Genomic DNA, 21,837 nt, shown 5'->3' with positions numbered 1-21,837 from the left:
TATTCGTTGGTACTTTTTTTCGAATTTTATCAAATTTTTGTTGAAAAGGCGCCGATATGCACACACTTAAATTAAAAAGCATAAGCAATGAGCAAGTATGATAAATGTAATGTTACTCGTCTTTTTAGTCGTGTTTGTGGTGGTTTATTGGCGTTTGGATGAGATAAAAAGGTTTTTCTGGCACAGAAAATATCAGCAGCACACGTTGTCGAATGCCGATAAAAAAGTGCTGTTAAAATACATGCCTATCTACCGAAATATGACTGACCACGATAGAGAAAAGTTGGAGCGGCATATCATCTGGTTTTTAGGGGAGAAAAGGGTACTGGGTAGGGATGGCTTGAAAGTCACTCGACCAATGGCTTTAATTATTGCTGCGGATGCCTGCCTTTTGGTGATTAATCAAGCCTGGCCGCTTTATCCTAATGTGAAAGAAGTGCTGTTATATCCAAGCCAATATTATGCGCCGCAAACAAATAAAGATAGTGCCGGGTTGATCAGTTATCATACTGCCGTTAGGCAAGGCGAGTCATGGCCTGGCGGCACATTAGTGCTAAGTTGGCATGATGTGTTAGAAGGCAATCGATTACCCGGGGATGGACACAATTTGGTGTTTCATGAATTTGCCCATCAACTTGATCAACAAGCTGGAAATACCAATGGTACACCTGAACTACCCAAAAATATCAGCTATCAGCATTGGGGTGATGTGCTGGGTCGAGCATACAATCAGCTAAAGATGCAGTTGGCATATCATATGCCTCATGTCATACATGAGTATGGGGCGACCAATGAAGCAGAATATTTTGCGGTGCTGACAGAGACTTTTATTGAAAAGCCCAATGAGCTAAAACAAGAAAACCCAGAGTTATTTAACCTGTTAGTCAGTTATTTTCGTTTTGATCCCAGAGATTGGCTGGGTCGGGCACTGTAATCAGCATATTGACCAGTAGGGGGTCAGTTTAAGCTTGAAAGTGTCAACGCTATTGCGAACGGTCACTAAAAACAAAAAAGCCGCTATTGAGAAGCGGCTTTTTCTATACGTGTTTCAACTTATGAGAAGTTGATTTCGTTACGCTCGTTGCTGTTTTTACGGCGGTTGTCACGGTTACCATCTCTGTTACCGTCACGACGCTTATCGCTGCGAGGGTCACGGAAGCTACGCTTGCCGCCATCACGACGTTCACCACGCTCTTCAAAGCGACGGCCACCGTCACGACGCTCACCACGCTCTTCAAAACGTCGACCACCTTCACGGCGATTACCACCATTGCCGCGTGCTTGATCGGCTGGGTGCGTACTCTTGGTCATCTTCATTGGGCGTTGACAAATGTGAACACCTTGGAAGTGTGTGAGTGTTTCAGCTGGCATATCTTGTGGAAGCTGAACGGTACTGTGCTCATCAAATAAACGGATTTCACCGATAAACTTACTTGAGATGTCAGCTTCGTTCGCGATTGCGCCCACAATGTTCTTAACTTGAACACCGTGCTCGCGACCCACTTCAATACGGTATGTATCCATAGGGCCAGTGTTACGGCGACCTTTTCTGTCACCACGATCACCACGCTCACCGCGTCTATCATCACGGCGGTCACGATTGCCGTCACGATCACGACGTTCACGCTGCTGAACTTTGATTTCTTCAACTTTAAGCGGAGATTGCTGTTGAGCTAGGCATAGAAGTGCAGCTGCAAGTTGCTCTTGGCTCAGTTCTAGCTTTTCACCTAGACCTTGTGCTACCTCACTGAAGAACTCAATGTCTTTGTGATCAAGTGACATGCTTAGCTTGTTCTGAAGTGCTTCAATACGCTTTTGTTCAACGATTTTTGCACTTGGTAGCTCAACTTGCTCGATATCTGAGCGAGTATGACGCATGATGTTACGTAGTAAATAACGCTCATTGCCTTTTACGAACAAGATAGCTTTACCTTTACGGCCAGCACGACCTGTACGGCCAATACGGTGAACGTATGCTTCGCTGTCTTGTGGAATATCGTAGTTGATAACAAGGCTTAGACGATCAACATCTAGACCACGTGCCGCAACATCAGTAGCAATAACGATGTCTAGTAAACCGCTTTTCAGTCTTTCAACTGTGCGCTCACGTGCTTGTTGGTTCATGTCACCATTAAGCGGTGCAGCAGAGAACCCTTCACGCTCAAGTAGTTCAGCCAGCTGAACAGTGTCGTTACGAGTACGCACAAATACGATAGAAGCATCGTAATCTTCCGCTTCTAAGAAACGAACGATTGCTTTGTTTTTGTGCGTTGTTGCACGCCAGTATACTTGCTCAATTGTGTCTACAGTTGAGTTACGTGGAGTGATTTTTACTTGTTCTGCATTATCTAAGTACTTAGAGCAGATAGATTGTATCTGCTTAGGCATTGTTGCAGAGAAAAGGCATGTTTGCTTTTCTTCTGGCGTTTGTTCCATGATGTTTTCAACATCATCGATAAAGCCCATGCGTAGCATCTCATCTGCTTCGTCTAGTACCAATGCATTTAGATTAGAAAGATCAATGGTCTTACGGTTAATATGGTCGATTAAACGCCCCGGAGTTGCCACGATGATCTGTGCGCCACGACGAAGTGCACTTAACTGCACGCCATAGCTTTGACCACCATAAAGCGCGAGTACTTCTACGCCTCTGGTGTATTTTGCGTACTGCTCAAACGCTTCAGCAACTTGCAGAGCAAGTTCACGCGTTGGAGTAAGTACTAAAATTTGTGGTTGCTTAACGGATGCGTCAACATTGTTTAATAGCGGCAGTGCGAAAGCTGCCGTCTTGCCCGTACCCGTTTGCGCTAGTCCCAGTACGTCCTTTCTTTCTAGCAATAACGGTATACATTGAGCCTGGATCTCAGAAGGTGATTGATATCCTAGCTCTTCGACTGCTTTAAGGATTGCAGGAGAAAGGTCTAAAGATTCAAACGTTACTGGTTCTGACATTAATGCGCCTCAACAATTTAAAAGAGGCGGCATTGTACAGTAAAGAAAAAATAAATGCTTGTATAAATTGGCATTAAATTTGTAGGTGCTTGATATAGGCCAAAAAATAAACAAAAGTTTTTTTTTGCCTACTGGTATAACCCCAAATTTTCCTTTGCATACGCTTCAAAATCATCAAAACCACCAATATGATCTTGGTCGATAAAGATTTGTGGTACAGTGTTACAAGGCTTACCAGCTGACTTTTCTAGGTCCGCTTTGCTCACACCTTCTTTGTTAATGTCGACGTAGCGAAAGTTAAAATCGTCTCTCGACTCTTTCAAACGAGTTGCTAGATCTTTTGCACGTACACAGTAAGGACAGCCTTCACGACCAAAAATAACAGTAAACATAATTCAATTCTCTCTTAGTATTTGCAATGACACTCAGTATAGTGCAACTAAATGTAATGAAAATTGATTAAAACCTATTAGGGCAATCTGTTTTTTAGATTGGGCTAAGGATGCTTGATTGTTATGAACGATAGACGGTCTTGATTAAGTGGAAGCCAAACTTGGTTTTAACTGGGCCATGTACTTCGTACAGCGGCTTTTTAAATACAACATCGTCAAAGGCTTTTACCATGTCGCCTTTATTAAATTCACCTAAATCACCCCCTCTTTTTTTCGAAGGGCAAGTCGAGTGCTGCTTTGCAAGTTTATTAAAATCACCCCCTTTATCTAGTTTCGCTTTTATCGCTAAGCATTCTTTTTCGGTTTTTACTAAAATGTGATAGGCGCAAGCTTTTGGCATGAATTTACTCCAAGGGTTTTAAACGCGCCGATCATGCAAGGCGTTGGCGAAAAACGCAAGTGGCAATTACTTGCTCGCCATGCCTTATTTAGGAGAGTAGGTTGTTTGTTAGTGCTATGTGAGGGGATGGATTACATGACCCCTCTATTAAATAAACGGGTCACCTTTCCTTAAAAAGTGACGCTAAAACCAATAGAAGGCCTCATTTCAAAATCATCGTTTTCTTCTTTGATATATAAATCATTCACGGATTTAACTTTGTCATAATCCAAATCTATAAATGCTACGTTGTCTTGGCCATATGCGTTCATTAATTCAAAAATTAACTTACCATCAAGTCCAAATAATTGCGTTTTACGTTCAAAACGCACGTCTAAACGGTGGTAGGTTTTGAAGCGCTCAGAAAATGGGTCACCGTAGACGGGTAAGAAGCGATCTTCATGATCTGGGTTTTCTCTTACACCGACAATGGGTGTGTAAGCTTGTCCACTGCGTGCCGTAAAGTTAAACCCACCTTGCCAAAGCGCATTGATTTCATAGTGGAACACAGCGTTGAAAACCAATGGCGTATCAGCGTAGTAGTCACGCGTGATGTTGCGCCGCAAATCAGTACGTTCACTTTTTGCGTAACTGAGAGCAACCCAACCGTACCAGTTATCCGTTTTGTTCTTGTTGATTAAAATATCCACCCCATAAGCCCTGCCTTCTACTTGGTTGTCGTACAGCAAGTGCGCATCAGGTCCCTCATCAATTGCAAGTGGCAGGTCTTCCATGGTCTTGTAATACGCTTCAACTGACCATGACCATTCATTTTCTAGCGTTTGTCTAAAACCTAACGTACTGTGTGTGGCAACTTGAGATTTAAGCTTTGGATTGCCAATTTCAGGTAGGATATGCTCCACATCTTGCATGCGATTATAGCGACCAATTTTTGCAGAGATGACACTATCGGGTGTCACATAGTAATTCACAGCTGCTCTAGGCGAAGTAAAGGTCTCGTTTGTATAACGATTGTGTTGACTCTGCACGCCCACTTCAGTTTGCCAAAGCGCATTAGGTTGCCAAACATGAGTCACTCCGACAAACCCAGAGTCCACATCAATACTGCGCTTTCCTGAAATACGTTCCCCTTTTTTAAGATCACAATCAGGGTCTAACTCGGTACAAAGATATTGAAACGTATCGTATTCATATGATGTCTCATTATCAAAGTAAGCTGCGTCAAAGATGAATCTATGTTCACTATTGAGTGAGTAGTTAAGTCGTGCTTTATAAGTAAATTGTTTTTCACTTTCTTGCTCAAAAAAGCCTGATGTTTTGGTCGCTAGCTTTCCGTACTCTAGTCGACCTGAATGATCGAGTGCGCCAACCCCAACGCGTAAATGAAACTTTTTATTGTAATGATCCCAGAGGATATTTTGGCTGTTAAATTCTCGAATAAATCTAGCATCTCCTTGGAACTCTGGTGTCTTTTGAGCTAACTCAGAGCGCTCATTGAACCCAGCTGCCGCTGAGTCTTCAGCACCAGTAAAGTTAAAGGTCAGTGTATTGTTGCTATTAATATCCCAAAGAAACTTGCCTTGGTAGTCATGATCATCTGGAGCATCATTGACGATGATACCGTTTGGCTCACCGTCATCATCCTCCAACTCTTCCCCTTCACTAAAAAATAGGGGGAGGGTACTTTTTCGACCTGAGACATAAAATGCGGTATTTTCTGTCGCTTGACCCTCAACGAAAAAACCAGCATTGAACATCGTAAAGTCAAGGGTTGTTGTGATTGGTTGGTATTTGGGGTTGCGTAACGTGACATCGAATACGGCGCCGGTTGCATTGCTATACCCAGCGCCATAACCGGCAGAATAAAGTTGGAAATCTTGGATGATATGACGATTGAAAATGGAGCTACCAAAATCATGAAAGATATAGCCTGCGGGCATAAAATCCACTTCAAACATATTGTCACTTGGAGATGAACCGCGCACTGCGGGCTCACTCATTGAACCGCCAGCAGCGACCACCCCAGGGAGTGCAAAGACAGCGCGCAATGGATCCCCCATGGCACCAGGCATTTCAATTAATTTTTCGGTGTCTTCAGTGATTTCTGAGGTAATAGAGCTGCGCTTATAAATAACTTCAATGTGTTCCATATCTTTTTGCTGCGATTGTGCATTGGCTGATACAGCCATGCACAACATGAGCGGAGATAACGTAAAGCGTTTTAAAGCGGTGGGTGCAAACATTGTCGAGTCCCTTTGGCATAAAATTAGTTAAATTTGCTGGACAGTGTATGCAATAAAAGCGTTTATTTATTTGGGGTTTAGGTAATAAAGTGTGTGATGAATATACACTTTTTTACAAGCGTAAGCGGATACCAAGCTCACTAGAATAACCGATTGAACGCTCAATAATTTTTAATTCGGGATCCATGACGTAATACGTCGGGTAAGCTTTGACTTTATAGTCTTGGGCTATTTTTTGATTGCCTAGTAAAATTGGCATACTCAGATCTAAGTCTTTACTAAATGCTTCTATTTCCTCAATACTTTGAAAGTCCAATGCAATCGCCACCGCATTGACTTTGCCTAGGCGGTGCAGTTTATCTATATTTGGCATGCTGTAACGGCAAATATTGCACCAAGGTGCAAAGAAGTAGACGACAGAGCGCTCGCCTTGTAGTTGACTGATATTGTAGCGTTGAGATTCATCACTCATGATTGGTAATGAAAAATAAGGGGCCGATTGTCCGCCGTCATCTTCGAGCATGCCGAGTTCTTGATAAGTAAAGGCGGCAGATAGAACAACAATAAAGATGATGACATTAATAAGGTATTTAATCATTGGCGGCGCTTAGTATGCCTTGTTATGTTATGAAGACCGTGCGCCAGTATAAAAAATTGCAATGGGCATGCAAGCGGTTTATACCAATTCGAGCAACATTATTTGGTAAGAGAATGTTGCTAGCATGGTACTAGCAACAGGTTCAACCCTTGGCGTGCAATGAATTCGTTAATCTTGGTAGATATTATCACCTAAGTACCGCTTAGCCTTATTGGCTTTTAGCTTGGTTAAATCAACAAGCACTAAACCATCAATACAATTATTAAAGTCAGGGTCGGTACTGAAACTTAAAAAGTTAGCACCATTTTGTTCGCACAACTCTGTATATTGCTTAAATAAAGTCGGCACTTGTGCGCCCATATTGGCCAATATATGCTTAAGTTCTGCAAAGTCTTCTTTTACATCGGTGCCACTAAAAAGGGTTTTGCAAGACTGCAATTGAGACTGAGTCAGTTTAACCTCATTGTTTGGTATCGCTAGCTCGGGCAAATCAGCAAAATAATGCTGATAATGATACACCAACATGGCTTTGGCTTTATCTGGGAGCGCATTCGATAGGCTCACTGGGCCAAATAAATAGCGGTGCTCTGGATATCGTTTTATAAATGCACCAATGCCGTACCAGAGATAATCTAAGCTCTTGCGCCCCCAATATTTTGGCTGGATAAAGCTTCTGCCTAGCTCAAGGCCATGTTCAAAGTAGGGTTGCATTTCTTCTTTATATACAAACAAGCTACTTGTATAAAGCCCCTTAATGCCATGCTCTTTAATGACTTGTTGTGCACTTGCCAGACGATAAGCGCCCACAAGTTCGAGTTGTTTGGCATCCCATAGCACCAGCTGCTGATAATACATATCATATTTGTCAGTATCGCGCCGTTTACCACTGCCTTCTCCCACAGCACGAAAAGCAATTTCACGTAACCGACCTAGCTCTCTAAATATGGCGGAGCTACCTTGATATTGGTAAAGGTAAATTTGCATACCATCCGATGTTTCGCCTAGCCGCTCGCATTGTTCAATGGCTTTTTTCAGTTCTTTTTTGCATTCGGGTGTTGCAATGGGGGATTGTGTTTTAAGGGGGAGTGCTTTTTTGCTATTTAAGCGATACAGCTGTTTTCGGATCAAAGCGACGACTTCTTTGTCCTTAAGATTGTCTAAACGGTATGACGTAGGTGGGATACTTGCACCAATTTCAAACTCTAGAGATTTCTGTCGTTGCTTAAACATTTCCTTGACGAGTAACAAGCTTGCAAGAGGCTTGTAAATCATTGAAGTGCCATAGAACAAAGGGCTATTTTTTGCCTTGATAAAAATTGGCAATATAGGACAGTTTGCTTTTTTAGCCATACGTAAAAAGCCACTGTTCCATTTACAATCTTTTATCCCAGTCGGGCCGAGGCGAGAGACTTCACCTGCAGGGAAAATGAGTAAAGCGCCTTCTGATTTCAAATGCTTTTGAATATTGGCCAATTCTTGTTTTCTGCTGGCGTTGGAGAGATTATCAACAGGAAGCAAGAGTGAGTGCATCGGCGTAATGGACATGAGCATACGGTTTGCTACGACTTTTAAATCGGGCCTTGCTTTAGCCAGCACTTTGATCAGTGCGAGCGCATCCAGTGAACCAATAGGGTGGTTGGCAACGATGACGACACTGCCTTCACTGGGAATATGTTCTATTTGTTTTGGCTTAAAGCGAGCGTCGAAATCCAATTCTTCTAATACTTGCTCGACAAATTCAAGTCCTTCCAAATGTGGATAAGTATCTGCAAATGCGACAAATTCCTGCTCATGTAGTAGGTAACCCAGCCCTTTTTTTACAAGTCCCTTTACTTTGGGCGAGTTTTCTAACTGAGGTAAATTGGCTTCGATCACTTTATCGACACTGATCATATTTTTTCTCTACGGCTGTTTTTATAGAGATTAAGAACCAACTATGACATTGATGTTGCATACTCATGTCAGTTTTATGGTGATGCGATTTATCTATTCTCCCTATCTTCTAAAACAGAGCGAGCGTTATAATCGCTGCGACAATACAAATTGGTGAGGTTAATCTTAATGTCGGTGTTGGTAAGCATTACAGGTAGAAACAACGATAAACTGATGGCGAAGTTACAGGAAGCGTTACCTGAAACTAAAATTGAACAGTGGCCTAACTGTGAGAATATGGAAGATATAGAGTTTGTGCTGGCATGGAATGCGCCAGATGAACTGTGGCAGCAGCTGCCTAATTTGAAGGTGGTGCAATCTTATGGTGCTGGGGTGGATGGTATCCCGCTTGCTATATTGCCAAGCTCAGTAAAAGTAACGAGAATTGTTGATCAGCAGTTGAGCGTTGATATGGCTGAGTATGTTTTGTCACATGTCCTTGCGTATAAGTTGAGGCACAGAGAATATACTTCAAATCAAACAGAGCGCTATTGGAAACCGCGCCGCTCTGTGGCTGGTGACTCTGTCGGGATACTAGGACTTGGTGAGCTCGGGTGTAGGACTGCAAGCTTACTCAGTCGCCATGGTTTTTCTGTACGAGGCTGGTCTCGGACACTTAAAGACTTGTCTAATGTAGAGTGTTACGCAGGTGAAGCACAGTTTGAACAATTTCTTACTGGCCTTGACTATGTTGTGTGTTTATTGCCACTGACAAGTGCAACGCAAGGTATTTTAAACGCCCAGTTATTCTCACTGGTATCTTCTGAATGTCTGCTGATTAATGTTGCACGTGGGCAACATCTAGTTGAAGCTGACTTACTAAACGCCTTAGACGAAAATGAACTTGGTGCCGCAGTCTTAGATGTGTTTACAACGGAGCCACTGCCTGAGGCACATCCGTTTTGGAAACACCCAAAGATTACCGTGACACCACATGTGGCTGCTGTAACTAACTTGGATACGGTTGTTGCGCAAATTGCAGCGAATGCACGGGCATGTTTTGCTAATCAGGCTTTACAAAACCGCGTAATGCAGGACAGAGGGTATTAATTGGAGCTGGTGCCTATGGCACCATTCGTCATCACCCAGTTGCCTAAAAGAAATGCAAAGTAATCATATAACTGCAAAGCCGGTGCTAAAGCTTATTAACTTCATGATTTGTAAGTGAATGTAAGTAAGAGTAATTATAATTTACAAAGTTACTGTATAAAAAAACATCTTGAGGCCCATTATAAGATTCAGTATGTTAGGAAAAAAACAATAATAAATGGGAAAGTACAATGAAAAACGGTCAGGGTGGTGTAAAACTTTCTTTTGTCGTTATTTCAGTGGTCGCTTTGGGCGTGTCAGCGTGGTTTAATCAAGCTCAGGCTAGTGAGCTAATAACCTGTCAAACTGCTCAGTATAAAACCAGCGGGGCGTAATGCCCCGAATGGCTAGGGGGATATAGACACCTATTATCTTTTAGCGTGTATTTCTCTGTTTTCTTGTTTCTTTTCATCACTCTTTTTGAGCAGTGTGTATGTAGAGCCGCCTCCGCCGTGGCATGTCAATGCTGAATGAAATGCCAGCACTTGAGGTATTTCCTGCAACCATTTATTACAATAGCTTTTCAAAATCGCTGGAAAGGGCTTACTTTTGAGGCCAATGCCATGGCGTATCAATAAGACACGAATATTTCGTTTTTGGCAGTCAGTCACAAACTCAAATAATGCTTGTCGAGCCTCAACAAAGGTTTTTCCGTGTAAGTCCAAAGTCGCATCTATTTGGTATTTACCTAAGCGAAGGTTTTTATAAACACCTTCTTGAACGCCATCTTTTTTATATCCTAGTTGATCATGCGGGTCGAGTAAGTCGACATACTCTGTAGACAGAAAGTTAGGGTCAAAGTCTAATTCTTTTGTTGCAGAGACACGCCTAGCGAGTTGCGCGTCACTCGGTTGGTTTTTTTGTTGTTTTAGTTGCGCGCGATTATCTTGTGCTAACGGAACAACGTCGCCCATAGAAGCTAAAAAGAGCTCCTCATCAGTCATGGCCATAATGACTCTCCATTACAGAACTATTTTCACGATTCTAGCTTATCAAGGGGTCACTTGAATAGAGATCTAAAAGTGATAGGAGACTTTTTCGCATCAAATAGGCCGGCGCAAAATAATTAACCGGGGGAGTCGGAGGGAAAATGAATATTTATGTATGATTATTTAATAGATATTATTAATGATAAATGGCTGGCAGCAGTGCTTGCTCAGCCATAACAAGTAGGTTTAATGCGCGTCGTACTGCTCAGTGGTAAAAACCTTAAACAAATAAAACGAGTTGATCAATATTAAACCTAAATTTGATATTACCGAGGTACCCATAAGATCGAGACTAAATAAAACGAACAATAAGCTACATGCCATAACCGCTGCAATGCGTAGCAGTGTACGATGGTTGATGAAAAGAGCTCCAAATCCCAGTACTAGTAGTAATGTGTTTAGTAACCAGTCAAACTCGTTAGCCATGATCTTAAAATAACTCCGTAAATGATTATAAAGGGGCGCCATTATGCGCCGCTTTTTTACTCACCTCAAACGAGTAATTTTATCATTTTCGGATTAGTTTTTTTAATCCATTGCGAGGCTCTTGAGTGCAGATAAGAAGCCCTCTTGCTTAATTATTGCATACTTTTGACAGGTGTCGGGGTTTGAAATATCTTGACACAAATATAGGGTATCTCTATCAAGTGCTGGGATTGGCTGCAATGCTGAATCAAATAAAACAGGTTTGACACCAGGTAGACCTGGCCAATATACGCTTTGTGCCACTAACCCGAGCTTTTTATAAGTAATCAATTGAGGCTTTGGAAAAAGTACTAGGGTTAAAGCCAAAACACCTAAGAATATCAGCCCTTTAATTCCTTTTTTTGGGGGGGCTTCGGAGGTCGCCGCTGGTATACCTTGTTGTTGCAGCGCTTGTTGCCGCATTTGTTGCTGAGACAGCTGTTGCTTTTTCTTTTTATTAGCTTGTTGCTTCTGAAACTCGCTTTTATTTAGGAGTGTTTGTTTTTTTGGATTAATTGCCATGCTTAGGTGTAGCCTTTTGGTTGCAGGACTCTATAATAGTTCTATGCTATAGATGATAGCGCATTTCTAATTACTAGCCCACGGGAAAGGATATGGAACAACAAATCTCTATTCTCATTGTTGATGATGTAGGAACTGTTAGAAGCTTTTTGCATCAAACACTGATGCATTTGGGAATCGACAATGTGACAGAAGCCTCTACGGCAAAACAATGCATAAATGCGTGTGAAGAGCGTCATTTTGATATTGTATTTTTGGATATTGAATTACCTGATGGTGACGGTAAAGAACTTATTGCTGATTTAGCACAGATAAATCCAGACATTAATGTTGTCATGGTATCCGCTCACTCTACAGTGGATAATGTGAAAGATGCGATAGAAAGGGGAGCAAAAGGGTTTGTCGTCAAGCCATTTTCGCCGAAGAAAATAGCGGCAATGTTGAAGAAGTTTTATCCTAAATTGGAAATTGCGTAAACATTGTTGAATTACAAATATAAAAAAACCGACTTACGTCGGTTTTTTTATATCCATTACCACAGATTATAGCGCTTTGATTTTAGCAGCTAGGCGGCTCTTATGACGAGCTGCTTTATTCTTGTGGATTAGACCTTTAGTTGCGTAGCGGTCAAGGATTGGAGTTGCAACAGCGAATGCTTGCTGTGCAGCTTCTTTATCACCAGCTTCAATAGCAGCGATTACTTTTTTGAAGTAAGTACGCATCATTGAACGACGGCTTGCGTTGTGCTGACGACGCTTTTCGCTAGTGATAGCGCGTTTTTTTGCAGACTTGATGTTAGCCAAGGTATGCTCCTAACAATCTTTTAAAAATAAGCTTAGTTTTAAGGCCGAGGACTATGCCTGTTTTATGATCCAATGTCAATAAAAAATAACCTGTCCGACCTAAATGTTTCATGCGGAATACACGTAATTTTTGGCCTAACTAAAAAGTGGCTGAAAATTAAATGTTCCTATCTGTCTGTTTTGGCTATTTCCTTAACCTTAGGCCCTCGGCAACAGCAGTAACAGACTACGAATCAAGAAACCAAAGTCCCTCGATTAATAACGGCATTGTAGCAAAACTGACTACCCAAGCCTAGCCTTATGTTTTGGAGTCAGGTTATCGACATGAATATCGGTTTTCTTTTAGGGTTCGTGCAGGTCTGTGGCATACTTGACGCCCTGAGTGGGAAAGTTGGGTAATTTAAGTGGCAAAAGGGTTGTTTAAGTCTGGCATGATAGTCAGTGCCATGACTATGTTGTCTCGAATATTGGGATTGGTACGTGATGCGGTTGTAGCAAACTTACTGGGAGCGGGGCTCGCAGCCGATGTATTTTTGTTTGCAAATCGCATCCCTAATTTTTTTAGGCGTTTGTTTGCCGAAGGTGCGTTTGCGCAGGCCTTTATTCCCGTGTTGTCAGAAATTAAAGAGAAGCACGGTGATGACCAAGTTAGGTTGTTTGTTGCGCAAGCTGCTGGGACACTGGGCACTATTTTGCTCGTTGTTACCCTCATCGGGGTTATTGGGTCACCGGTTATCGCGGCTTTGTTCGGTACGACTTGGTTTATCGATTGGTGGCAAGGCGGTGAAAATGCTGGAAAATTTACTTTGGCCAGCCAATTGCTCAAATTTACCATACCCTATTTGCTGTTTATTTCTTTGGTTGCACTATGTGGTGCGGTACTCAATGTATATAACCGCTTTTCTGTGGCTGCATTCACGCCGGTATTATTGAATGTGTGTGTGATAAGTTCCGCCATTTTTCTACACGATCAATTCGAACAGGGGGCTTATGCATTGGCGATTGGCGTGTTCATCGGTGGTTTAGTTCAGCTCATATTTCAACTGCCGTTTTTAGCCAAATTAGGCATGCTCTCAAAGCCATCTTTTGCATGGCATGCGCCCAATGTCGTCAAAGTTCGCAAATTGATGTTACCTGCAATTTTTGGAGTCTCTGTGAGCCAAATTAACCTGCTACTTGACACGATTATCGCAGCGGCGCTTATGACCGGTTCTATTGCGTGGCTCTATTACTCAGATCGATTGATTGAATTTCCATTGGGGTTATTCGGGATTGCCATTGCAACCGTTATTCTGCCTACTTTGTCTAAGCTTCATGCCAATGAGAAATTAGAAGACTTTCAGAAAACAATGGATTGGGGGGTGCGATTTGTTTTGCTGTTAGGCATACCCGCAATGGGAGGATTGATTGTAATAAGTCCGCTCATTATTTCTGTTTTGTTTGGCCATGGTGAGTTTGTGAGTGGCGACGTAGATAATATCTCTGCGGTAAGTGAAGGGGTTACAGCATATAGTGTCGGGCTAGTGAGCTTTATGTTGATTAAAGTATTGGCCCCTGGGTTCTATGCGCGTCAAGATACCAAAACCCCTGTAAAAATTGGCATAAAAGCGCTGGTGTTGAATATGGTTTTTAATTTGGCGCTGGCGCCGTTTATTGGCTATTTGGGCCTGGCCTTGGCGACATCACTTTCGGCCACCTGCAACGCTTTGTTACTGTACCTTGCCCTTCGTAAAGATAACGTTTATCGCGTATCTCGTTTCACCTTGTGGTTTGCAGTTAAATCGCTGGTCGCAACAATTACTATGTCTGTGAGCGTTTATTGGTTGTCTCAGCAACTCACATGGCAAGGGGAAGATACTGTGATGCAGATTACCGTGTTGGGTGGACTGTTAGCGGTCGCTATGGCGATATATTTTTCAATCATGTTTATTTTCGGGGTCCGAATATCAACAATTAAAGAAATCCAACAACTTGATTAATAAATAGGTCAATATGAAACGTGTTCATAGCTCGCATTTCTAGGTAACTTGGGTATAATCGGGCTTTTTGAAGACTCGAGCAAAAAGGCACTCGTTGTATGCAATTGATCAGGGGCATCCATAATATTCGGCCACATCACTATGGTTGTGTGTTAACCATCGGAAATTTTGATGGTGTACATTTGGGTCATACTGAAGTATTGAAGGGTTTGAAAGCCGATGCTGATAAATACAACTTGCCAAGTACAGTGATGCTTTTTGAGCCTCAGCCGCAGGAATTTTTTATTAAATCTAAGGCGCCCGCTCGATTAACCAGACTACGTGACAAACTTACTCTGCTTGCTGACATCGGGATAGACCGTGTTATATGTGTCAGCTTCAATAACAAGTTTTCAAACTTAGAAGCTGAGTATTTTGTACGTGAGGTGTTGTATCAAAAATTGGGCGTTAAGGCGCTCACTGTTGGCGATGATTTTCGATTCGGTAAGGCGCGTAAAGGCGACTTTGCGATGCTTTCTGAAATTGGGAATGCGCTCGGTGTACATGTAAAAGACACGCAGAGTTTTCGCCAACAAAATAGTCGAGTCAGCAGTACTTTGATTCGTGCAGCACTTGCAGAGGGAGACCTTAATAGAGCACATGCAATGCTCGGTCATACTTATGCGATTTCTGGACGCGTTATTCATGGTTGGAAAAAGGGCCGAGAGCTTGGTTTTCGAACTGCAAATGTGGCGTTAAAAAGACAGGTTAGCCCGGTACAAGGGGTTTTTGCTGTTAATGCCCATATCAACAATGAAGTTTTTAAAGGTGTAGCTAACGTAGGCACTAAGCCAACATTAAACGGCAAGCGTGCTTTACTTGAGGTACACCTGTTTGATTTTGACCAAAATATCTACGGTCAGTTTATAAGAGTGGAGCTTTTACATAAGCTTCGAGATGAGCAAAAATTTGAGTCATTAGCGCATCTGACCACGCAAATATCAGCGGACGTCGATGCAGCTAAAGCAGTATTTTCTAAAATTTAGGTAGCCGAACGGAAAGTAAGTTAAATGAGCGATTACAAACATACTTTAAATTTACCGGAAACACAGTTTCCGATGCGTGGCAATTTGGCGCAACGCGAACCCAAAATGCTAAAAAAATGGTATGAACAAGACTTATACGGTCAAATTCGCATTGCGAAAAAAGGTAAAAAGCCATTTATACTTCATGATGGCCCTCCATATGCCAATGGTAATATCCACCTAGGCCATTCAGTAAACAAAATTCTGAAAGACATCATTATCAAATCAAAAACGTTGTCTGATTTTGATGCGCCATATGTGCCTGGTTGGGACTGTCATGGTCTACCGATCGAGCTACAAGTTGAGAAAAAAGTCGGCAAGCCAGGCAAAAAAGTCTCTGTTGCAGAATTCAGAGAAAAATGCCGTGAATATGCACGTAAACAGGTTGAAGGTCAGAAGACAGATTTCAAACGATTGGGTGTGTTTGGTGATTGGGATAAGCCTTACTTAACGATGAACTATGACTTTGAAGCGAATGCAATTCGCGTATTAGGTCGTATTATCAAAAATGGCCATTTACACAAAGGCGCTAAGCCGGTTCATTGGTGTACAGATTGTGGTTCAGCGCTTGCTGAGGCAGAAGTTGAATACCAAGACAAACAATCACCAGCAATTGATGTGCGTTTTGAATTTACAGATGTAAATGCAGTAGAAAAAGCGTTTGCACTCGCTGAAGGGCATGAAGGTACAGGCAGCATCAGCACCGCAATCTGGACAACAACCCCTTGGACGCTACCAGCAAACCGTGCTGTAGCTGTGCATGGTGGCTTGGAATACGCACTTGTTCAAATTGAAGACGAAGGTAAAGAGCAGCGCCTTGTTCTGGGTTCTGAGTTGGTAAAAGATGCCTTAGACCGTTACGGTTTTAAACACTATCACGTGCTGGGTTACTGCAAAGGTGACGTGTTAGAGAAGCTTGAAGTCGCTCACCCATTCTATGATTTCAACGTTCCTGTGATTTTAGGTGAGCACGTTACAACTGATTCGGGTACTGGTATTGTTCATACTGCGCCAGGCCATGGTCAAGAAGACTTTGTTGCGGGTCAAGCATATGGATTAGAAGTGGCTAACCCAGTTGGTGCAAATGGTGTGTATTTACCGGATACCCCAATTTTCGCTGGTCAGCACGTATTTAAAGCAAATGCAAACGTCATTGAATTATTGACGGAAAAAGGTGCTTTAATGCACCATCATGCGCTCACTCACAGCTATCCACACTGTTGGAGACATAAAACGCCAATCATTTTCCGTGCAACACCACAATGGTTTGTTAGCATGGATCAAGCGGATCTGCGCAAAGACTCAATGCAAGAAATTGAGAAAACGCAATGGATCCCTGCATGGGGTGAAAACCGCATTGCTAACATGGTTGAAGGCCGACCAGATTGGTGTATCTCTCGTCAGCGTACTTGGGGTGTGCCAATTGCACTATTTGTAGATAAAGATACTGGCGCCCTTCACCCGGACACAGAAAACTTAATCGCACAAGTTGCTGATTTAGTCGATCAATCGGGTATTCAAGCTTGGTATGACCTAGAGCCAAGTAGCTTGTTAAACGAAGCTGATGCGCAGCAATACGTAAAAGTTCAAGACACGTTAGACGTGTGGTTTGACTCAGGTGTAACGCACGCGTGTGTTGTTGATGCGCGTGAAGAGCTAACGGGTCCAGCTGATTTATATCTTGAAGGTTCCGACCAACATCGCGGTTGGTTCATGTCTTCTATGATGACGTCTGTTGCAATTAATGGTCATGCACCTTACAAGCAAGTGTTAACGCATGGTTTCACCGTTGATGAGAATGGCCGCAAGATGTCAAAGTCTTTAGGTAATGTGATTTCTCCACAAGATATCATGAACAAGCTTGGTGCAGACATTTTGCGCTTATGGGTGGCGTCAACCGACTACACCGCTGAAATGACTGTTTCAGACGAAATCTTTAAACGCTCGGCGGATCGTTACCGTCGTATCCGTAATACGAGTCGCTATCTACTATCTAACTTAAGTGGCTTCAATCCTGCGACTGATTCAGTGGCGATTGAAGAGATGGTTGAGTTGGATAGATGGATTGTCGCGCGTGCGGCTGAGCTACAAAATGAAATCGTAGAAGCGTACGACAATTACCAAATGTTGGTTGTAACGCAAAAACTAATGAATTTCTGCACCGGTGAGCTCGGCTCTTTCTACTTAGACGTAATCAAAGACAGGCAGTACACTGCAAAGAGCGACAGCCACGCAAGACGTTCATGCCAAACTGCGCTCTACCATATCGCAGAAGCGATGACGCGCTGGATGGCGCCAATTTTAAGCTTCACAGCGCAAGAGATCTGGGAAGTGTTACCTGGTGATCGTGGTGAGTTTGTATTTACAGATGTCTGGTATGCTGGCATTGAAGGCGCTACCTGCGGTAAGTTTGACAATGCGTTCTGGCAAGAACTGTTAAATGTGCGTGATGAAGTGAACCGTGTTATGGAAAATGCACGTAAAGAAGAAGTGATAGGTGCAACATTACAAGCAGAAGTGACGTTGTATACGGGCGGTGAGCTTGCCGAAAAGCTACAGGGCTTAGAGGACGAACTACGTTTTGTCCTACTTACATCAAAAGCGCATGTTGAAGTAGTTTCAAGCAAGCCTGAAGATGCGGTTTCTTCAGAAATCGACGGTTTATTCATTAAAGTTGCCGCGACGGATGCTGCGAAATGTGATCGCTGTTGGCACCACAGTGAAGACGTAGGTAGCAGTGATAAACACCCTGAGCTGTGTGGTCGTTGTATTACAAACGTGGATGGTGAAGGTGAGCAACGCAAGTTTGCGTAGGAGTTTTAAGTGACCAATTTGACCGAACGTAGTGGTCTAGTGTGGTTGTGGTTAAGTCTGCTGCTTTTTGCAGTAGACTTTGGCACTAAAGCGCTAGTCGTGGCAAATATGAAGCTTTACGAGTCTATTGAACTATTACCTTTTTTTAACTTTACCTACATGCATAACTATGGCGCTGCATTTAGCTTTTTAAGTGAAGCAGGTGGTTGGCAGCGATGGTTCCTAAGTGGTATCGCGGTCGCAATTAGTATTTTATTGGTTGTTTGGTTAAAGAACTTGCGTGCTAACAACTGGGTACTGTGTGGTGCTTACTCACTCGTACTGGCTGGGGCAATAGGTAATTTATACGACAGAGTAACTCTCGGTTACGTTGTTGATTTCCTACATTTTTACTATAAAGATTGGCACTATCCCGCTTTTAACGTTGCTGACATGGCAATTGTTGGGGGCGCCGGTCTACTTCTATTTGATGCATTTTTCGGTGACAAGAGTGATACTCGGGAGACAAAAGCGTGAGTGAACAAGCCATAGGCCCAAAATCAGAAGTGTTATTTCATTACTCGATTAAGTTGGAAGACGGTTCTGCTGCTGATTCAACAAAGGTGAATAACAAACCTGCTAAGCTATTTATGGGAGATGGAAGCCTCACAGAAAACTTTGAAAATTGCCTGTTGGGTTTAAAAGAAGGCGACAATAAATCTTTTGAGTTGCAGCCAGAAGACGCCTTTGGCATGCCAAACCCGGATAACATCTACTATTTAGATAGAACGAAGTTTGGCACTGATACGCCAGCTGAAGTAGGCAGCATTATTGCATTTACTCAGCCGGATGGTACTGAATTACCTGGGTTGATTCGAGAAGTGGCTGGAGACTCGGTGACGGTTGACTTCAACCACCCATTGGCTGGGCAAGTGGTTACATTTGAGGTTGACATCTTAGAGGTTCATAACTGATGGAAATATTGTTGGCAAACCCGCGTGGCTTTTGCGCAGGTGTAGACAGAGCTATCAGCATTGTTGAGCGTGCTTTGGATATTTTTGAAAAGCCGATATATGTGCGTCATGAGGTAGTACACAATAAGTATGTCGTCGATGGATTACGCGCCAGAGGCGCGGTATTTGTTGAGGAATTACATCAGGTACCAGATGACAGTATTGTGATCTTTAGCGCGCATGGCGTCTCCCAAGAGGTGAGAAGAGAGGCTAAAAGGCGAGAGCTCAAAGTATTTGATGCAACTTGTCCTTTAGTGACAAAAGTACATATGGAAGTTACCCGAGCAAGCCGTAAGGGCACGGAGTGTATTTTGATTGGTCACCATGGCCACCCTGAAGTTGAAGGGACTATGGGGCAGTACGATAACGCCGCTGGTGGAATTTATTTGGTTGAAACTCCTGACGATGTTGCGTCTCTTGAAGTTAAACAGCCCAGTAACTTGTTTTACTGCAGTCAAACAACCTTATCTGTTGATGACACTGCGGATGTGATCGAAGCGCTTCGTGAAAAGTTTCCTGAAATTCATGGGCCTCGTAAAGATGATATCTGCTACGCAACACAAAATCGTCAAGATGCCGTTCGTGATTTGGCTGATAAAGTTGACTTGCTACTTGTCGTGGGGGCTAAAAATAGCTCAAACTCCAATCGATTGCGTGAGTTGGCTGACAAAATGGGCACGCAAGCACACTTAATCGACGATGCGAAAAGCATTTCATCACAATGGTTTGACAATGTTGAACGCGTAGGGGTGACAGCTGGCGCATCTGCTCCAGAGGTCTTGGTTCAGCAGGTTATTTCGCACTTAAAAGACCTAGGTGGTACAACCGTTGTTGAAAACCCGGGTCAAGAAGAAAATGTGGTGTTTGCCGTTCCTGTGGAACTGAGGTAAATCATGACTCCATGGGTTAATTCGTCGACAATTGACCATGGTTTACTAAAGGCGATGCTTTCGGAGCGAGGCATCCTAGCAATGATCATCGGCTCGCAAGCCGTCGCCTTTATCTACACACTTTCCAGTGGCAAAGACTTTTGGCTCAGCTTAGGGTTAGTGAGTCTGTTCACTCATGCCAATGCATTTATTACGTTGGCTCTTATTGCCTTAGCGGCTAGACTTTTTAAAAAACTTACCTTCAAAATAGAATTAGGCACAGTATTACTGTCATTTCAATCAGTGTGCTTCTTCACGAGCATATTGGTGCAGTATTCCGTTTTTTCCCCAGTTTTTCCGTTAGATTGGCAATTTGTACTTAACAATAGTGCAATATGTGGGTTTGTGGTGATTTTATTACTGCATTTTATGGCAATTTACATTGATAATTTAAATACGATCGCGCATGCCGCTAATGCAGAGCTTGAGGCCTTGCAAGCGCGGATCCGGCCACACTTTTTACACAATGCATTAAATACATTGGCGGAATTGTGCCATGAAAACCCGGACGATGCCGAAGAGGCCGCTTTAACTATGGCAAAGTTGATGCAGGTGGCCTTTGCAAGTGGCAAGAAGCACCGGTTGGCTCAGGAGATCTCCCTGACAAAAGGGTATTTGGCGATAGAAAAGTATCGGTTTGAGCATCGCTTGAATGTCAGCTGGCAAGTGGATGAAATAAACTTAAATGTCATGGTGCCCGCGTTAATTATTCAACCACTTGTAGAAAATGCTGTGGTACATGGCATTGAACCTTTAGTCAGTGGAGGAAGTATCGATATTAATATTGCGCAAGATGAAAGTAAGTTATTAATTAAGGTAGTTAATCCCTATAATGAACAGTCTAGGTCTCGATCCGGTCAGGGTATTGCGTTAGAAAATATAAAGCGCCGCTTACTGATTTACTATGGCTCTGAAGCAACTTTGAACACATCGCAAAAAAGTGGTAGATTCTCTACCATAGTGAAGTTGCCACTAGGAGCTTTGAATGAAATATCTGGTCGTTGATGACGAACCAATTGCAAGACGCAGGGTTAGGCGGTTAATTAGTGAGTATGAGGCTTTTGAATGTGTTGGAGAAGCTGCTAATAGTCAGCAAGCCATTGAGTTAGCTGAACACAACCAACCTGATTTAGTCGTTTTGGATATTTCTATGCCGGGCATGGATGGTATTGAATTAGGTCGACATTTACGTACTGCACATCCTGATGTTAAATTAATTTACGTCACGGCCTACCCTGAACACGCATTGAAGGCATACCAAGTATATGCATCGGGGTATCTAGTTAAACCAATCGATCAGCAGCAATTAGCAGAGCTATTGACTCATATTTTCCCCAATGACTTAGCCAAACTTCAGTTTCAAGTTGGCCATGATATTCGATGGGTCAATGTTGCAGATATTATTGTGGCTCAAACTGATGATAGGTATACACACATTTACTTCGGAAAAGGGGACGCACTCATTGATATCCCTTTGAAAAAGCTGTTGGCAGATTATCCGACACACTTTGTTCAAGTACACCGAAATACCATCGTGAAAAAGGAAAGCATCGTAAAATTAGAAAGTGTGGCAGGGACACATAAAGTTGTTTTAGAGGGCGTCGATGAGCCTGTAATCGTGAGCCGCAGGGCATACTCAAGTTTAAAATCACTGTATTAACCATTGACCCACAT

The 21,837-nt window shown here is 42.8% G+C and carries 22 protein-coding genes; 12 read left to right on the top strand and 10 right to left on the bottom strand.

The genetic code is table 11. The features are described 5' to 3' along the window. Positions 1-97: 97 nt before the first annotated feature. The gene (locus L1286_RS02660) at positions 98-934 is read left to right on the top strand and encodes a M90 family metallopeptidase (protein WP_235405370.1); all 837 of its coding nucleotides are present in this window, start codon (positions 98-100) and stop codon (positions 932-934) included. A gap of 119 nt (positions 935-1,053) precedes the next feature. Here L1286_RS02660 and L1286_RS02655 read toward each other — a convergent pair whose 3' ends face one another. The 6 genes from L1286_RS02655 to L1286_RS02630 all read right to left on the bottom strand — a co-directional run bounded on the left by L1286_RS02655 (position 1,054) and on the right by L1286_RS02630 (position 8,478). Next, complete coding sequence (locus tag L1286_RS02655; protein ID WP_235405369.1) at positions 1,054-2,952, bottom strand: DEAD/DEAH box helicase; 1,899 nt, start codon at positions 2,950-2,952, stop codon at positions 1,054-1,056. Between the two features lie 128 nt (positions 2,953-3,080). Beyond that, the gene (locus tag L1286_RS02650; RefSeq protein ID WP_235405368.1) at positions 3,081-3,344 is read right to left on the bottom strand and encodes a GrxA family glutaredoxin; all 264 of its coding nucleotides are present in this window, start codon (positions 3,342-3,344) and stop codon (positions 3,081-3,083) included. Positions 3,345-3,465: 121 nt separating this feature from the next. Continuing rightward, positions 3,466-3,744 (bottom strand): peptidylprolyl isomerase, encoded by a 279-nt coding sequence (locus tag L1286_RS02645; RefSeq protein ID WP_063371626.1) that lies wholly within the window; start codon positions 3,742-3,744, stop codon positions 3,466-3,468. 170 nt (positions 3,745-3,914) lie between these two features. Beyond that, on the bottom strand, positions 3,915-5,987 hold the full coding sequence (locus L1286_RS02640) for a TonB-dependent receptor plug domain-containing protein (protein ID WP_235405367.1): 2,073 nt from the start codon (positions 5,985-5,987) through the stop codon (positions 3,915-3,917). Positions 5,988-6,099: 112 nt separating this feature from the next. After that, positions 6,100-6,585: a TlpA family protein disulfide reductase gene (locus L1286_RS02635; protein ID WP_235405366.1), complete on the bottom strand. Its 486-nt coding sequence runs from the start codon at positions 6,583-6,585 to the stop codon at positions 6,100-6,102. A gap of 168 nt (positions 6,586-6,753) precedes the next feature. Next, positions 6,754-8,478, bottom strand: a complete 1,725-nt coding sequence (locus L1286_RS02630) for a GNAT family N-acyltransferase (protein WP_235405365.1) — start codon at positions 8,476-8,478, stop codon at positions 6,754-6,756. Positions 8,479-8,646: 168 nt separating this feature from the next. Between L1286_RS02630 and L1286_RS02625 the strand changes: the two genes are divergently transcribed. Both L1286_RS02625 and L1286_RS02620 read left to right on the top strand, forming a co-directional pair. Continuing rightward, positions 8,647-9,567, top strand: coding sequence for a 2-hydroxyacid dehydrogenase (locus tag L1286_RS02625; protein ID WP_235405364.1), 921 nt, complete (start codon positions 8,647-8,649; stop codon positions 9,565-9,567). 230 nt (positions 9,568-9,797) lie between these two features. Continuing rightward, positions 9,798-9,941, top strand: coding sequence for a hypothetical protein (locus tag L1286_RS02620; protein WP_235405363.1), 144 nt, complete (start codon positions 9,798-9,800; stop codon positions 9,939-9,941). 33 nt (positions 9,942-9,974) lie between these two features. Here the strand turns inward: L1286_RS02620 and smrA are convergent, their stop codons facing one another. From smrA to L1286_RS02605, 3 genes are all read right to left on the bottom strand, one after another. Further along, positions 9,975-10,556 carry a DNA endonuclease SmrA gene (gene smrA, locus L1286_RS02615; protein WP_235405362.1) on the bottom strand — a complete coding sequence of 194 codons (582 nt, stop codon included), beginning with the start codon at positions 10,554-10,556 and terminating at the stop codon, positions 9,975-9,977. 225 nt (positions 10,557-10,781) lie between these two features. Beyond that, complete coding sequence (locus L1286_RS02610; protein ID WP_235405361.1) at positions 10,782-11,021, bottom strand: hypothetical protein; 240 nt, start codon at positions 11,019-11,021, stop codon at positions 10,782-10,784. A 102-nt stretch (positions 11,022-11,123) separates the two neighbouring features. Further along, positions 11,124-11,582 carry a hypothetical protein gene (locus L1286_RS02605; RefSeq protein WP_235405360.1) on the bottom strand — a complete coding sequence of 153 codons (459 nt, stop codon included), beginning with the start codon at positions 11,580-11,582 and terminating at the stop codon, positions 11,124-11,126. 92 nt (positions 11,583-11,674) lie between these two features. On the opposite strand from L1286_RS02605, the gene L1286_RS02600 reads away from it, so the two are divergent. Beyond that, positions 11,675-12,058 carry a response regulator gene (locus L1286_RS02600; RefSeq protein WP_063355236.1) on the top strand — a complete coding sequence of 128 codons (384 nt, stop codon included), beginning with the start codon at positions 11,675-11,677 and terminating at the stop codon, positions 12,056-12,058. A 66-nt stretch (positions 12,059-12,124) separates the two neighbouring features. Here the strand turns inward: L1286_RS02600 and rpsT are convergent, their stop codons facing one another. Next, entirely contained in the window at positions 12,125-12,385 is a 261-nt protein-coding gene (gene rpsT / locus L1286_RS02595; RefSeq protein ID WP_010382487.1) for a 30S ribosomal protein S20, read from the bottom strand. A gap of 404 nt (positions 12,386-12,789) precedes the next feature. Here rpsT and murJ point away from each other — a divergent pair, with 404 nt between their 5' ends. From murJ to L1286_RS02555, 8 genes are all read left to right on the top strand, one after another. Continuing rightward, positions 12,790-14,364 carry a murein biosynthesis integral membrane protein MurJ gene (murJ, locus tag L1286_RS02590; RefSeq protein WP_328284185.1) on the top strand — a complete coding sequence of 525 codons (1,575 nt, stop codon included), beginning with the start codon at positions 12,790-12,792 and terminating at the stop codon, positions 14,362-14,364. 98 nt (positions 14,365-14,462) lie between these two features. Then, positions 14,463-15,389, top strand: coding sequence for a bifunctional riboflavin kinase/FAD synthetase (gene ribF / locus L1286_RS02585; protein WP_235405359.1), 927 nt, complete (start codon positions 14,463-14,465; stop codon positions 15,387-15,389). A 24-nt stretch (positions 15,390-15,413) separates the two neighbouring features. Beyond that, positions 15,414-18,242 carry an isoleucine--tRNA ligase gene (gene ileS / locus L1286_RS02580; RefSeq protein WP_235405358.1) on the top strand — a complete coding sequence of 943 codons (2,829 nt, stop codon included), beginning with the start codon at positions 15,414-15,416 and terminating at the stop codon, positions 18,240-18,242. A gap of 9 nt (positions 18,243-18,251) precedes the next feature. Further along, on the top strand, positions 18,252-18,758 hold the full coding sequence (gene lspA, locus L1286_RS02575) for a signal peptidase II (RefSeq protein ID WP_235405357.1): 507 nt from the start codon (positions 18,252-18,254) through the stop codon (positions 18,756-18,758). Beyond that, positions 18,755-19,195 carry an FKBP-type peptidyl-prolyl cis-trans isomerase gene (gene fkpB / locus L1286_RS02570; protein WP_235405356.1) on the top strand — a complete coding sequence of 147 codons (441 nt, stop codon included), beginning with the start codon at positions 18,755-18,757 and terminating at the stop codon, positions 19,193-19,195. The genes lspA and fkpB overlap by 4 nt, the downstream gene beginning before the upstream one ends. Beyond that, positions 19,195-20,124, top strand: a complete 930-nt coding sequence (gene ispH / locus L1286_RS02565; RefSeq protein ID WP_235405355.1) for a 4-hydroxy-3-methylbut-2-enyl diphosphate reductase — start codon at positions 19,195-19,197, stop codon at positions 20,122-20,124. The genes fkpB and ispH overlap by 1 nt, the downstream gene beginning before the upstream one ends. A gap of 3 nt (positions 20,125-20,127) precedes the next feature. Beyond that, complete coding sequence (locus L1286_RS02560) at positions 20,128-21,168, top strand: sensor histidine kinase (protein ID WP_235405354.1); 1,041 nt, start codon at positions 20,128-20,130, stop codon at positions 21,166-21,168. Next, entirely contained in the window at positions 21,149-21,823 is a 675-nt protein-coding gene (locus tag L1286_RS02555) for a LytR/AlgR family response regulator transcription factor (RefSeq protein WP_235405353.1), read from the top strand. The genes L1286_RS02560 and L1286_RS02555 overlap by 20 nt, the downstream gene beginning before the upstream one ends. Positions 21,824-21,837 lie beyond the last annotated feature (14 nt).

Origin of the sequence: Pseudoalteromonas sp. SMS1, assembly GCF_021530565.1 — a bacterium.
Taxonomy (GTDB): domain Bacteria; phylum Pseudomonadota; class Gammaproteobacteria; order Enterobacterales; family Alteromonadaceae; genus Pseudoalteromonas.
Note: the sequence above shows the minus strand (reverse complement) of the source record. Positions and strands in the feature narration are given on the sequence as shown.